We start from the raw sequence: 12,882 nt of genomic DNA on the forward strand, positions 1-12,882 counted from the left end.
AGGCACACGACATGAGCCTCACACTGGATCAACTCAATGCGGCGGGCCGCGACAGCTTCGTGGCGCTGCTGGATGGCGTCTACGAGCATTCGCCCTGGATCGCCGATGCCGCCTGGTCTCAGCGCCCGTTCAAAACCATCCCGCAGCTGAAGTACACCCTCGCACAAGTGGTGCGTCAATCTGGCGAAGAACGGCAAAAGGGGCTGATCCGCGCCCACCCTGAACTGGCTGGCAAGGCCGCGGTCGCGGGCCAGCTCACGGCCGAATCCACCAACGAGCAAAGCCGTGCGGGGCTCACCCATTGCACCGCGCAAGAGTTCGCCCGGCTGCAGCAACTCAATGCCGACTACAACGCCCGCTTTGGCTGGCCCTTCATCCTGGCCGTACGTGGCCCGCGGGGCCTGGGGCTGACACGCGAGCAGATCATCGACACCTTCGCGCGGCGTCTGGATAACCCGGCGGATTTCGAACTGGCCGAGTGCCTGCGCAACATCCACCGCATCGCCGAGATTCGCCTGCACGACAAGTTCGGGACCGAGCCCGTGCTCGGCAACCTGGTGTGGGACTGGGCTGAAAGCCTGGCTGCACACAGCGAGCCAGGCTATGCAGAACAAGGCCAGTTGACCGTCACCTACATGACGCCAGCCCATCAGGCCTGTGCCGCGCAATTGACAACCTGGATGCAGGACTGCGGTTTTGACGAGGTCTCGATCGATGCCGTGGGCAATGTCGTAGGCATCTACCAAGGCAGCGATGCCAGTGCGCCGCGCCTGCTCACCGGCTCCCATTACGACACGGTGCGCAACGGCGGCAAATACGATGGCCGACTGGGCATCTTCGTGCCCATGGCCTGCGTACGAGAACTGCACCGCCAGGGACGTCGTTTGAAATACGGCATCGAGGTGATCGGCTTTGCAGAAGAAGAAGGCCAGCGTTTCAAGGCCACCTTCCTGGGCTCCGGCGCACTGGTGGGCGACTTTCCGCCCTCTTGGCTCGATCAGCAGGATGCCGATGGCATCAGCCTGCGCGAGGCCATGCAGGCTGCCGGCCTGAGCGCCAGCTTGGCCGATATCCACGCGCTGAAGCGCGACCCCGCACGCTACCTCGGCTTCGTCGAGGTCCACATCGAGCAAGGCCCCTGGCTGGACGAGATCGACCAGCCACTTGGCGTGGTCACAGCCATCAATGGCAGCGCACGCTATGCGGGCGAGGTCATCGGGCAGGCCAGCCATGCCGGCACCACGCCCATGGACAGGCGCAAGGATGCCGCCGCCGCGGTGGCCGAGCTGGTGCTGTATGTGGAGCAACGTGCCGCATGGGACGCGCACTCGCCCCAAGGGCCCTCGGTCGGGACGGTGGGTGTGTTGAACGTGCCGTCGGGCTCGGTCAACGTGGTGCCCGGGCGATGCCAGTTCACGCTGGACCTGCGTGCACCTGACAACGCGCAGCGCGACGCCCTGGTGGCCGATGTGCACAAGCAGCTGGCAGCGATTTGCGAGCGGCGCGGCCTGCGCCATACGCTCACGCTGAGCATGCAGGCCAGTGCTGCGCCCTCCGACCCCAGCTGGCAGGCGCGCTGGGAAGCAGCCGTCATGGCCACAGGGCTGCCCGTTTTCAAGCTGCCCAGCGGTGCCGGGCATGACGCCATGAAGCTGCACGAATGCATGCCGCAGGCCATGCTCTTCGTGCGTGGCGGCAACGCCGGCATCAGCCACAACCCGCTGGAAACCATCACCAACGACGACGCGCAACTGTGCGTGGACGCCTTCATGCACCTGCTGGAGCAACTGTGAGCACGACCCAAGCCGCTGAGCACTACGCCCGACTCGATCAGTGGATCGATGCGCATTTCGATGAAGAGGTGCGCTTCCTGCAAGCCCTGGTGCAGGTACCGACTGACACCCCACCGGGCAACAACGCGCCACATGCAGAGCGCACCGCCGAGCTGCTCAAGGGCTTTGGCTGGCAGCCCGAAGCTCACAGCGTGCCCGACGCCGAGGTCAAGGCCTACGGCCTGCAAAGCCTCACCAACCTGATCGTGCGCCGCCGCTTCGGTGAAGGTGGCCGCACCATCGCCCTCAATGCCCACGGTGATGTGGTGCCGCCAGGCGAAGGCTGGACGCATGACCCATACGGTGGCGAAGTGGTCGATGGGCAACTTTATGGACGCGCCGCGGCCGTCAGCAAGAGTGACTTCGCCACCTACAGCTTTGCCCTGCGTGCGCTGGAGGCCCTGGCCGCATCGAGCGGCAACGCGGCTTTGAAAGGCTCGGTGGAGCTGCACTTCACCTACGACGAAGAGTTCGGCGGCGAACTTGGGCCCGGCTGGCTGCTCAAACAAGGCCTGACCAAGCCCGATCTGCTGATCGCCGCCGGCTTCAGCTACGAGGTGGTCACCGCGCACAACGGTTGCCTGCAAATGGAGGTGACGGTGCACGGCCAGATGGCCCATGCGGCCATACCGCACACTGGCATCGATGCCTTGCAAGGCGCCGTCACCATCCTCAACGCGCTGTACGCCCAGAACAAGGTCTACCAGGGCATCACATCCAGCGTGCCTGGCATCAAGCATCCTTACCTGAACGTCGGGCGCATCGAAGGCGGCACCAACACCAATGTCGTGCCAGGCAAGGTGGTCTTCAAGCTGGATCGCCGCATGATCCCCGAAGAGAATCCCGCACAGGTGGAAGCCGACATCCGCCGCGTGATCGCCGAGTCGGCCGCCTCCTTCCCCGGCATCCGCGTCGAGATCAAGCGCCTGCTGTTGGCCCATTCGCTGCGGCCTCTGCCGGGACACGAGCCTCTGGTTCAAGCCCTGCAGCGACACGGCGAGGCGATTTTCGGCGAACCTATCCCGACCAGTGGCACACCGCTGTACACCGATGTGCGCTTGTACGGCGCGCACGGCATCCCGGCGGCCATCTACGGTGCTGGCCCGCGCACCGTGTTCGAGTCGAACGCCAAGCGGGCCGACGAGCATCTGGCGCTGGCAGATCTGCGACGCGCCACCAAGGTCGTGGCACGCAGCCTCTGGGATCTACTCGGCGGTTGACCCCCGAAATGGGGGCCATCTCAGGCAGCGCGCGTCAGTAATATGGAAACAGAACTTGCAGCACGGAGTGCCGCTCGAATTTCCTTCTCCAGCCTAACCATTTATCTCAAAAAGGGAGCACATGATCATGAACGTCCGTTTTAGCCTGTCCAGCGCGCTGGCAAGTGGTGTCGCCATTCTGTCCACGCTGGCATCGACCGCGGCGTGTGCAGCCAGCGCCACAGTGTCACTCGACGGGGCCTCCTACTTGTCAGCCACCAACGGCAGCGGCACCATCAGCGCAGCGGGCTCGTCACAATCAATGTGGACAACAGGCGACTACGTTACCAAGGCGTTCACAACCAGTGGACTGAGCAGTGTGACTTCGCTGGAAGCCTCGATCAACATTCACAACATGCTTGGCACGTACAACGGCACCACAGGCACTGACCTTCAGATCAATGTCTTGCTCAATGGGAGCCTGCTTGGTTCCTTGAACGCGCTGGCATGCGGCTATTACTGCAACGAAAACCAGACCCTTCACTTCAGCAGCAGCGCATTCGCACCCATCGTTGGCAACGACGCCTACACGGTGACGTTCGCCCTGGGTAACACCATTCCTCAGGGTGAAGGCTCCATTCGCTTCTTTGGCGACTCCAGCATCACGGTTGCCGGCGCCGTCCCTGAGCCCGGCACGTATGGCTTGTTGTTCGCTGGCGTACTGGGCCTGGGCTTGTCCTCCCGCAAGTTCCGCCAAGGCCTGGCTGGCAAGCGCTGACACGTGGCAGTGCAGGCCAGGGCAATCCAAGCAAAATTGGCGACAATGCGCGGATGCCCTCATCCGCCCTGCCACTGGTTCACACCTCCTTCTACCGCTTTGTCGCGCTGAGCGATCCTGACGCCATCGCCGGGATCCTGCGCGAACTGGTCGCAACCCTGACCGGTAGCGCGCTGGTGGCAGAAGAAGGCATCAGCGGCGCGCTAGCCGGCAGCGTCGAGCAGATCGATGCTTTTGAGCGCGCCATGCACCAGGACCCGCGCCTGCAAGGCCTGTTTGCCGACATGCCCTTCAAACGCAGCGCCTGCCAGACGCCGCCGTTCTGGAAGGTGCGCGTGCACCGCAAGCGCGAGATCGTGGCCCTGGGGCTGGATGGTGTCTCGGGCCTGGTGCCCGACCGCGCCCAGGGCCAGCACCTGAGCCCGCAGCAATGGCGCGACCTCATCGCGCAAGACAACGTCGTCGTCATCGACAACCGCAACAGCTTCGAGTACCGCCTAGGCCGCTTCAAGAACGCGATTGACCCGCACGTGGACAACTTCCGCGACTTCCCGGATTACGTGTCCTCGCACGCCGATCAATGGAGAGCCGAAGGCAAGAAGGTCGCCATGTACTGCACAGGCGGCATCCGCTGCGAAAAAACCAGCGCCTGGATGCAGCAGTTCGGCCTGGACATCTACCAGCTCGATGGCGGCATCCTGAACTTCTTCCAGAGCCTGCCCGACGCCGACAAGGACTGGCAAGGCGAGTGCTTCGTGTTCGACAACCGCATCGCCATTGACACCCGCCTGCAAGAGACCCCCACGACGGCCGATGAGGTTTACAACGACAGCCCGGATGAGCTGTGGCGCAAGGAGCGCGCACACCGGCTGGACTCGGTGACACCAAAGGCGAGCCGGGTCAACACGCCTGATGCCCCCACTGCGGGCCCGGACGATCAAGACTGATCACTGCCGTCCATGAGCAAGCCCACATTGCCCACGATCAACGGCGTGAGCGCCAGTTGTGTGGCCCTGCCCGATGGCCCTTGGCCGACGATGCTGGACTACCTCGCTCAGCGCATTCCTGCCGTGTCGCGCGAAGACTGGGCCGATCGCATGGGCAAGGGCGAGGTGGTCGATGCCCACGGTCACCCCATCTCGGTTGACACGCCCTATCGTGCCCACACCAAGCTCTACTACTGGCGCAGCCTGCCCTTCGAACACCGGGTGCCCTTTGACGAAGAGGTGGTGTTCCAGGATGACTACCTGGTGGTGGCCTACAAGCCGCACTTCCTGCCTGTCACGCCCAAAGGCCGCTATCTGCAGGAGACACTGCTGGTGCGCCTCAAGCGCAAGCTCGGCATTGACACCCTGGTGCCCATGCACCGCATCGACCGCGAAACGGCTGGGCTCGTGGCCTTCACGATCCAGCCGCACACGCGCAATGCCTACCAGGCTCTGTTTCGGGACAAGGTGGTCAACAAGACCTATGAGGCCATCGCGCCCTTGAGCAAGGCGGTGGCGCTGCCCATGGTCTACCGCTCGCGCCTGGCAGAAAGCGAGCGCTTCATGGCCATGCATGAAGTGGCCGGCACACCCAATGCCGAAACCCGCATCGAACTGATCGAATCAGCTGGCGATTGGGGCAGATTCAAGCTGCAACCCGTCACGGGCCAGAAGCACCAGTTGCGCGCGCACATGTCGGCGCTGGGCATGCCGCTGCTCAACGACCAGATCTACCCGGAACTGTTGCCCGCCTTGCCACCAGAAGTTGCACCAGACTTCTCTCGTCCTTTGCAACTGTTGGCTCAGTCTCTGTCGTTCATGGACCCGATCACTGCCCAGCAACGTGACATTCACTGCGGGCGCAGCCTGGATCTGACATCGGCGCTGCGTCAGTCAGACCAGTCAAGCCCAACAGACCAGCCGGGTGAGGCTTAACGCTGCGCCATCGCCTCGCCCATGCGGATCGCACGAGCAGGCTCCCACGCGGCGTTGAACTGAAGCGGCCCCTTGGGGAACAGCATGACCACAGTCGAGCCCAGCAGGAAGCGGCCCATCTCGTCGCCTTGCTTGAAGACGATGTTCTGATCGTCATAACGCCATTCGCGCACCTGGGCGCTGCGAGGCGGGTTGACCACGCCATGCCAGACGGTGGCCATGCTGCCCACGATGGTGGCGCCCACCAGGGTCAGCACAAAGGGGCCCTTGGCCGATTCGAACACGCAGACGACGCGCTCGTTGCGCGCAAACAGGCCGGGCACACCACGTGCGGTCGCGGGGTTCACCGAGAACAGGTCACCCGGCACGTAGATCATGCGCGTGAGCTTGCCGTCACAAGGCATGTGGATGCGGTGGTAGTCCTTGGGGCTCAGGTAGAGCGTGGCGAAATGACCATCTTCAAAACGTGCCGCCAGCTGGGCGTCGCCACCCACCAGTGTCGTCGTCGAATAGGCATGGCCCTTGGCCTGGAAGACCTGGTCCTTCTTGATCGGCCCGATCTGGCTGATGGCGCCGTCCACCGGGCTGATCAGGTCGGCCTGGGCCAAGGGGCGGGCACCGGCCTTGAGTGGGCGCGAGAAGAACTCGTTGAAGGTCGGGTAGCTGGCGATGTCCGGGTTGGCCGCCTCGCTCATGTTCACGCCATAGCGCTTGACGAACCAGGCAATGAAGCGCGTCGTGGCGGCACCGCCGCGCAGCGATGCCAATGCGCCGGCCGCCTGGGTCAATGCCTTCTTGGGCAAGACATACTGCATGGCAACGAATAGACGGTCCGACACGTGCGCCCCTCAGTGGTGTGTGGTGGTTTGAACGAAGCCGAGCATTCTATCTTTGTCGTCTGGCAACCTCACAAATCGGACGGGGATCCAGCAAGCACACGCGGCCTCGGGTACAAAGTAGCCTGTCTTTGACTGGAGTCGCCCCATGACGCGCATCCCAACCACCTTGCGCCACTTGCTGCGCCACCACCTGGGCGCCGCCACACGTGGCACGGCGCTGGCCCTGGCCGCCACAGCCGCCCTGCTGGCTCAGCCGCTGGCCCACGCTGCCGAGAAGTTCACCTACATCACCAACTGGTATGCCGAAGCCGAGCATGGCGGCTTCTATCAGGCTCAGGCGACAGGCCTGTACGCCAAGGCCGGGCTGGACGTCACGCTCAAGATGGGCGGCCCGCAGGTCAACATGATGCAGCTGATGATGGCCGGCCAGGCCGACTGCATCATGGGTTTTGATGTGCAGACCATCCAGGCCTGGGAAAAAGCCATACAGGCTGTGACGGTGGCCGCCGCGTTCCAGAAAGACCCGGTTGTGATGATCGCCCACCCGGACGTGAAGCAGTTCGAGCAGCTCAAGAGCCGCACCCTGCTGGTGGGCAGCGCAGGCCAGGTCACTTACTGGCCCTGGCTCAAGACGAAATACGGCTTCACCGATGCGCAGATGAAGCCCTACAACTTCAGCATCCAGCCCTTCCTGGCTGACAAGAACATCGCGCAGCAAGGCTATCTGGCCTCCGAGCCGTTCTCGATCGAGCGCGAAAGCAAGATCAAGCCGAGCGTGTTCATGCTGTCCGACCTCGGCTGGCCTCCCTACGCGATGACGGTCGTCTGCTCGACGCAGACCATCCAGAAACGCCCCAGGCAGGTGGCCGCGTTCGTGAAAGCGTCGATGGAAGGCTGGAAGAGCTACCTCACAGGTGACCCCAAGCCCGGCAATGCCCTGATCAAGAAAGACAACCCCAACATGACCGATGACTTGCTGGCCTATGGCATCGGCAGCATCAGGCAGCAAGGTGCCGTGCTGGGCGGGGACGCAGCCAGGTACGGCATCGGCATCATCACCGATGAGCGCATGAAGCAGACCTACGACCTGCTGGTGCAACACAAGCTGCTGGATCCCGCCAAGGTGGATGTCAAAAAGACCTACACCACGCAGTTCGTCAAGGACCTGAAGGTCATGCCCTGATGGGACTGCCCGCGGCATCCCCTTCACCGGTGATCGATCTGCAAGGCGTCGAGCAGGTCTACCCGAATGGCACGCGCGCGCTGGCGCCGGTCTCGCTGCGCGTGGAGCCAGGCGAGTTCGTGACACTGCTGGGCCCATCGGGATGCGGCAAGAGCACCCTGCTCAAGATGGTGGCCGGGCTGCTGCAGCCCACAAGTGGGCGCATCACCCTGTCTGGGCAGACGCTGTCCTTCGTGTTCCAGGAAGCGACCTTGATGCCCTGGGCGGACGTGCGCCGCAATGTGCGCCTGCCGCTGGATCTCGCGGGTGTGGCGCGCCAGGAGGCCGACGCCCGCGTGGACGAGGCCCTCGCCCAAGTGGGCCTCAGGGCTTGCGCCGATCAACGCCCCCGTGAGCTGTCAGGTGGCATGCAGATGCGCGTGTCCATTGCGCGTGGCCTGGTCACCAAGCCCAGCCTCCTGCTGATGGACGAGCCTTTTGGCGCACTGGACGAGATCACGCGCAACAAGCTGGATGACGAGTTGCTGCAACTGTGGCACCAACGGGGCCTGACGGTCGTGTTTGTCACCCACAGCATCACGGAAGCGGTATACCTGTCTTCGCGGGTGATCGTGATGGGCGCGCGGCCTGGTCGCATCGTGGAAGACCAGCGCATGGCCCAACCCTGGCCACGTGACGACGACTACCGCACCAGCGCCGCCTTCAACGATCAGGTGCGGCACCTCCAGCACTGCTTGAGTCAGGCCGCTGCCATGGCCACGGAGCACCAGGCATGAATGCGCTCTTTGACCGGCTCAAACAGGCAGCCCTACCGCTGCTGATGACCGTCATCCTGCTGGGCATCTGGCAGGCCTGGACCGTGATCGACGAGGTGCCCGCCTACCTCGTGCCCTCACCCTGGGTGATCGCCCAGACGTTCGTCAAGGACTGGGCCTTGCTCAGCAGCGCCTTGCTGGTCACGCTCAAGATCACGGTGCTGGCCTTCTTCTGCGCCACGCTGATCGGCGTGCTGGTGGCCTTTGCCATGGTGCAAAGCCGCTGGATCGAAGCGGCCTTTCTGCCCTATGCGGTGCTCTTGCAGGTCACGCCCATCGTGGCCATCGCGCCTTTGATCATCATCTGGGTGAAAGACCCGACAGCCTCGCTGGTGGTGTGCGCCACGCTGGTGGCCTTGTTCCCCATCATCTCCAACACCACCATCGGACTGCGCAGTGTCAACCCGGGCCTGGCGGCCTACTTCAAGCTGAACCGGGCCACACGCCTGCAAACCTTGCTGCGCTTGCAGATCCCGTCTGCGCTGCCGTATTTTTTCGCGGGCCTTCGCATCTCCGGGGGGCTGTCACTCATTGGCGCCGTGGTGGCCGAGTTCGTGGCCGGCACGGGTGGCACAGGCACCGGCCTGGCCTATCAGATCCTGCAGTCCGGCTACCAGCTCGACATTCCCCGGATGTTCGCCGCGCTGGTGCTGATTTCGCTCACGGGGGTGGCGGTGTTTGCTTCGCTGGCCGCGCTGTCTCGCTGGGTGCTGGGCGGCTGGCACGAAAGCGAAATGCGCTGAGCCCGGCACATCGCCACGCCGCACGCCGAGCGGCATCTAACGGATTTCAGCCCTAATAACCCCACTCTCTTGTCGGGCAAATACAGGATGCACTCGTTTTAAGACGACTGGTCATATTATTTGTCCATGCCTCGCACCGCCGACAAAACCGACATCCCCAGACGCCTGAGCGAAGCGGGTTACGCCCTCTTCAATCAGCTGGGCTACAACGCCACCGGGATCCAGCAGATCACGGACAAGGCCGGCGTGCCCAAGGGCTCCTTCTACAACCACTTCGAAAGCAAGGAAGCTTTCGCGGCACAGATCATCCGCAACTACGGCGCCTGGGTGGACAAGGCCTGGGATGCCGCCATGCAGGACGCGCCAGCCGATTCGGTCGGCGCCATGCGCCACCTGTTTGCCAGCTTCATCCAGCACCACGAGAACACCGGCCTGCAAGGCTGCCTGGTAGGCAATTTCGCAGCCGAGATGGCCGAATCCAGCGCGACCTGCCGCGCCGTGCTGTGCGGCGTGATGGTGGGCTGGCGCGAGCGCCTCGCCGAGCTCATCGCTCAAGGCCAGGCCCAACACCTGATCCGATCCGACCTCAATGCCCTCACCCTCTCCGGCTTCTTCTGGGATGCCTGGGAAGGTGCCGTGCTGCGCATGAAGGTCGAACACAGCACACAGGCTTTGAAGGAAGTCGTCGACCTGATGCTCGACAAGTTCTTCCAGCCCTGAATCACTGAATCTTTGCAGTACCCATCTGGCCGCATGTGCGACCGCAACCTGACCCAAACTGGAGCCACTTCAATGGGAACCCAAGACGCTCTCTTCCAGCCTTTCCAACTCGGCGACATCACCCTGTCCAACCGCATGGTCATGGCCCCGCTCACCCGCAGTCGTGCTGAAAAAGGCAATGTGCCTGGCCCGCTGACGGTCGAGTACTACGAACAGCGCGCCAGCATCGGCCTGATCATTGCGGAAGCCACACAGGTGTCGGCCACGGCCCAAGGCTACCCTTCCACACCCGGCCTGCACACGGCCGAACAAGTGGCCGGCTGGCGCAAGGTGACGGACGCCGTGCACGCCAAGGGCGGCAAGATCTTCGTGCAACTGTGGCACACCGGCCGCATGTCGCACACCGCTTATCAACCGGGTGAGCAAGCACCCGTGGCGCCTTCGGCCATCGCGGCCAAGGCCAAGACCTATGTGCACGGCCAAGGCATGGTCGACACCTCGGTGCCCCGCGCCCTGGAAACCGCGGAAATCGATGGCGTGGTCAACGACTTCCGCACCGCGGCGCGCAACGCGATCGACGCTGGCTTTGACGGCGTGGAGATCCACGGCGCCCACGGCTACCTGATCGACGCCTTCCTGCGCGATGGCGCCAACAAGCGTACGGACCAGTACGGTGGCAGCATCGAAAACCGCGCGCGCTTCCTGCTCGAAGTGATGACCGCCGTGACGGCTGAAATCGGCGCCGGCAAGGTCGGTATCCGCTTGTCGCCTGTCTCGCCCGTCAACGATTCCAGCGAAAGCGCCCCACAGCCGCTGTTCGAATACGTTGTGCGCGAGCTGGAAAAGCTGCACCCCGTGTACATCCACGTGGTGGAAGGCCACACTGGCGGCCCCCGTGACAACGCCCCCTTCGACTACGAAGCCCTGCACAAGCTCTACAGCGGCGTGTGGATGGTCAACAACGGCTACACGAAGGACATGGCGCAGGAAGCCATCACCAACGGCAAGGGCGACCTTGTCTCTTTCGGCCGCCTGACCATCAGCAACCCCGACCTGCCCCGCCGCCTGCAAGAGAACGCGCCGCTCAACGAGCTGTTCTCCGACACGGGCCTGTATGGCGGCTCCGGCGCCCACGGCTACACGGACTACCCTGCCCTGGCTGACTAAAGAGCATGCTCAAAGCGCCACCTGTCGAGGCCCGCACAGGTGGCGCTTGGCGCATGGCAGACTGAACGGCCCGCGCTAAACCCGGCTCGGTCCTTTTTTGGAATTGACATGAATCATTGTCAACACCAGAATGGCCGAGCCTTTCTGATGGGCAATGCTTTCAAAACACTCTGTAGGAGACACCAGACATGACCATCGCCAATACCGCCGTGCTGATCGCAGCCGTGATGCCCGTGATCACCATGGGCCTGGCCAAAGCCGCTACCGCTGGAAAGAAGCGCAGCCAGGGCGGCTACGACAACAACGATCCACGCGCCTGGGCTGCCAAGCAAGAAGGCTGGAAGGCCCGTGCAGCCGCTGCGCAGAACAACGGCTTTGAAGCCCTGCCCCTCTTCGTGTTCGGCGTGCTGGCCGCCCAAGCTGCCGGCCTGGATCAGGCTCGTACTGACCAACTGGCACTGGCCTTCATCGGCCTGCGCGTGGTGTACACGGCCTTGTACCTGGCCAACATCGCGCCGCTGCGCAGCCTGGTGTGGGCTGGCGCCCTGGCCGCCAACATCGCCATGTTCGCGCCCACGCTGAGCAATCTGTTCTGATTTGAGGCCTGATCAGGCCTTGGCTGGCATGAGGTCTGTGCTCAAGCAGCCCATGCCCTGCAGACACGCGTGCACCGCATCGTCCAGCGGTGTGTGCGGCTCAGGCCCGATCAGGGCCTCCAGTTTCGCGTTGTCCAGTCTCAAGGGCACACGCCACAAATAGCGCATCTCGACGATTTCTCGCAAGATCGGCACGAAGGGCGACAGCAGCCTCAACACAGGCCAGGGCAAGGCCTTGATCGGCAAGCTGGCATCCCCGGCCGCGCGCGCGATGGCACGCGCCATCTCGCCACCCTGAGGCAACCAGTGCCCGCCAAAGTGCAGCACCTCGAAGCGTGCCAGGCGATCGGGGTCACGCAAGTCCAGCGCCATCAGTTTCACGGTGGCCTCGGCCAGATCCGGCAAATAGGCCCAGGCGTGCCCCACCTCCTTCACACCCGGGTACACCACCTTGCGCACGGGCTTTCCGGGCGTGACCAGCAAGGTACCGAACCATGAAGAAGGCGAATGCGCATCAAAGAAGTCACCCGCGCGCAAGACCAACGAGCGCAAAGGCCGATGTGGATCGCTCGCCGCTTGCTGCAACATCGCCTCCATCTCCACACGCACGGCACCCTTGCGCGTGAGTGGTCGCTGCGGGGATTGCTCGTTGACAAGCTCGCCCGCATCCGGCCCGAAGTTGTAGACATTGCCCGGCAGCAGCAGCCTGGCATCCACCTGCCGAGCCGCCTCCACACTGTTGGCCAGCATGGGCAAGGCCAGTTCGCGCCAGCGCACATAGCCCGGCGGGTTGGCCCCATGAACGATGAACTGCACGCCTTGCGCGGCCGCCACCACATCCGACCGCTTCATGGCATCGCCCACGTGCCATTGCACCGCTTGCAGCTCACCAAACGCAGCCGAGTCAGCGCGCACACGCTGGGCCATGTCTGCATGCCGCGTCAGGGCTCGAACACGCCATCCCTGTTGTAACAGCCTGATCGCCACCGCACGACCGAAACCACCGGTAGCCCCCACGACCAGCACGGTCGCGCCGGGGGCTGCTGAAGATGCGCCTGGGAATGTCATGGCCTTGATCCCTTGTTGAA

The 12,882-nt window shown here is 63.6% G+C and carries 13 protein-coding genes; 11 read left to right on the forward strand and 2 right to left on the reverse strand.

The genetic code is table 11. From position 1 onward, the window contains the following. Positions 1-11: 11 nt before the first annotated feature. The 5 genes from uraD (at position 12) to HY836_RS09290 (ending at position 5,731) form a co-directional block, all read left to right on the forward strand. Complete coding sequence (gene uraD / locus HY836_RS09270; RefSeq protein WP_290675699.1) at positions 12-1,793, forward strand: 2-oxo-4-hydroxy-4-carboxy-5-ureidoimidazoline decarboxylase; 1,782 nt, start codon at positions 12-14, stop codon at positions 1,791-1,793. Next, positions 1,790-3,052 carry a M20/M25/M40 family metallo-hydrolase gene (locus HY836_RS09275; protein ID WP_290675701.1) on the forward strand — a complete coding sequence of 421 codons (1,263 nt, stop codon included), beginning with the start codon at positions 1,790-1,792 and terminating at the stop codon, positions 3,050-3,052. Before uraD ends, HY836_RS09275 begins: the two co-directional genes overlap by 4 nt. A 127-nt stretch (positions 3,053-3,179) precedes the next feature. Beyond that, positions 3,180-3,809, forward strand: coding sequence for a PEP-CTERM sorting domain-containing protein (locus HY836_RS09280; RefSeq protein ID WP_290675704.1), 630 nt, complete (start codon positions 3,180-3,182; stop codon positions 3,807-3,809). 53 nt (positions 3,810-3,862) lie between these two features. Then, positions 3,863-4,756 (forward strand): rhodanese domain-containing protein, encoded by an 894-nt coding sequence (locus HY836_RS09285; protein ID WP_290675706.1) that lies wholly within the window; start codon positions 3,863-3,865, stop codon positions 4,754-4,756. A gap of 12 nt (positions 4,757-4,768) precedes the next feature. After that, the gene (locus tag HY836_RS09290; RefSeq protein ID WP_290675708.1) at positions 4,769-5,731 is read left to right on the forward strand and encodes a pseudouridine synthase; all 963 of its coding nucleotides are present in this window, start codon (positions 4,769-4,771) and stop codon (positions 5,729-5,731) included. Here HY836_RS09290 and asd read toward each other — a convergent pair. After that, on the reverse strand, positions 5,728-6,570 hold the full coding sequence (gene asd, locus HY836_RS09295; protein WP_290675710.1) for an archaetidylserine decarboxylase: 843 nt from the start codon (positions 6,568-6,570) through the stop codon (positions 5,728-5,730). The genes HY836_RS09290 and asd overlap by 4 nt on opposite strands. 145 nt (positions 6,571-6,715) lie before the next feature. Between asd and HY836_RS09300 the strand changes: the two genes are divergently transcribed. The 6 genes from HY836_RS09300 (at position 6,716) to HY836_RS09325 (ending at position 11,794) form a co-directional block, all read left to right on the forward strand. After that, on the forward strand, positions 6,716-7,753 hold the full coding sequence (locus HY836_RS09300; RefSeq protein ID WP_290675712.1) for an ABC transporter substrate-binding protein: 1,038 nt from the start codon (positions 6,716-6,718) through the stop codon (positions 7,751-7,753). Then, complete coding sequence (locus HY836_RS09305; protein WP_290675714.1) at positions 7,753-8,529, forward strand: ABC transporter ATP-binding protein; 777 nt, start codon at positions 7,753-7,755, stop codon at positions 8,527-8,529. The genes HY836_RS09300 and HY836_RS09305 overlap by 1 nt, the downstream gene beginning before the upstream one ends. Next, positions 8,526-9,311 carry an ABC transporter permease gene (locus HY836_RS09310; protein ID WP_290675716.1) on the forward strand — a complete coding sequence of 262 codons (786 nt, stop codon included), beginning with the start codon at positions 8,526-8,528 and terminating at the stop codon, positions 9,309-9,311. The genes HY836_RS09305 and HY836_RS09310 overlap by 4 nt, the downstream gene beginning before the upstream one ends. Before the next feature lie 126 nt (positions 9,312-9,437). Beyond that, entirely contained in the window at positions 9,438-10,031 is a 594-nt protein-coding gene (locus HY836_RS09315; RefSeq protein WP_290675718.1) for a TetR/AcrR family transcriptional regulator, read from the forward strand. Positions 10,032-10,103: 72 nt separating this feature from the next. Beyond that, complete coding sequence (locus HY836_RS09320) at positions 10,104-11,198, forward strand: alkene reductase (RefSeq protein WP_290675720.1); 1,095 nt, start codon at positions 10,104-10,106, stop codon at positions 11,196-11,198. 188 nt (positions 11,199-11,386) lie between these two features. Beyond that, positions 11,387-11,794 carry an MAPEG family protein gene (locus HY836_RS09325; RefSeq protein WP_290675722.1) on the forward strand — a complete coding sequence of 136 codons (408 nt, stop codon included), beginning with the start codon at positions 11,387-11,389 and terminating at the stop codon, positions 11,792-11,794. A 12-nt stretch (positions 11,795-11,806) separates the two neighbouring features. Here HY836_RS09325 and HY836_RS09330 read toward each other — a convergent pair whose 3' ends face one another. Beyond that, positions 11,807-12,862: an SDR family NAD(P)-dependent oxidoreductase gene (locus tag HY836_RS09330; RefSeq protein WP_290675724.1), complete on the reverse strand. Its 1,056-nt coding sequence runs from the start codon at positions 12,860-12,862 to the stop codon at positions 11,807-11,809. Between the last annotated feature and the right edge of the window lie 20 nt (positions 12,863-12,882).

Source organism: Aquabacterium sp. (genome assembly GCF_016234775.1).
In the GTDB taxonomy this organism is placed as follows: Bacteria; Pseudomonadota; Gammaproteobacteria; order Burkholderiales; family Burkholderiaceae_C; genus Aquabacterium.

What these genes read in the sequence shown, in the direction of transcription:
- uraD (WP_290675699.1), top strand. Translation starts at nt 12, where the DNA reads ATGAGCCTCACACTGGATCAACTCAATGCGGCGGGCCGCGACAGCTTC.
- HY836_RS09280 (WP_290675704.1), top strand. Translation starts at nt 3,180, where the DNA reads ATGAACGTCCGTTTTAGCCTGTCCAGCGCGCTGGCAAGTGGTGTCGCC.
- HY836_RS09285 (WP_290675706.1), top strand. Translation starts at nt 3,863, where the DNA reads ATGCCCTCATCCGCCCTGCCACTGGTTCACACCTCCTTCTACCGCTTT.
- HY836_RS09290 (WP_290675708.1), top strand. Translation starts at nt 4,769, where the DNA reads ATGAGCAAGCCCACATTGCCCACGATCAACGGCGTGAGCGCCAGTTGT.
- HY836_RS09300 (WP_290675712.1), top strand. Translation starts at nt 6,716, where the DNA reads ATGACGCGCATCCCAACCACCTTGCGCCACTTGCTGCGCCACCACCTG.
- HY836_RS09305 (WP_290675714.1), top strand. Translation starts at nt 7,753, where the DNA reads ATGGGACTGCCCGCGGCATCCCCTTCACCGGTGATCGATCTGCAAGGC.
- HY836_RS09310 (WP_290675716.1), top strand. Translation starts at nt 8,526, where the DNA reads ATGAATGCGCTCTTTGACCGGCTCAAACAGGCAGCCCTACCGCTGCTG.
- HY836_RS09315 (WP_290675718.1), top strand. Translation starts at nt 9,438, where the DNA reads ATGCCTCGCACCGCCGACAAAACCGACATCCCCAGACGCCTGAGCGAA.
- HY836_RS09320 (WP_290675720.1), top strand. Translation starts at nt 10,104, where the DNA reads ATGGGAACCCAAGACGCTCTCTTCCAGCCTTTCCAACTCGGCGACATC.
- HY836_RS09325 (WP_290675722.1), top strand. Translation starts at nt 11,387, where the DNA reads ATGACCATCGCCAATACCGCCGTGCTGATCGCAGCCGTGATGCCCGTG.
- HY836_RS09330 (WP_290675724.1), bottom strand. Translation starts at nt 12,862, where the DNA reads ATGACATTCCCAGGCGCATCTTCAGCAGCCCCCGGCGCGACCGTGCTG.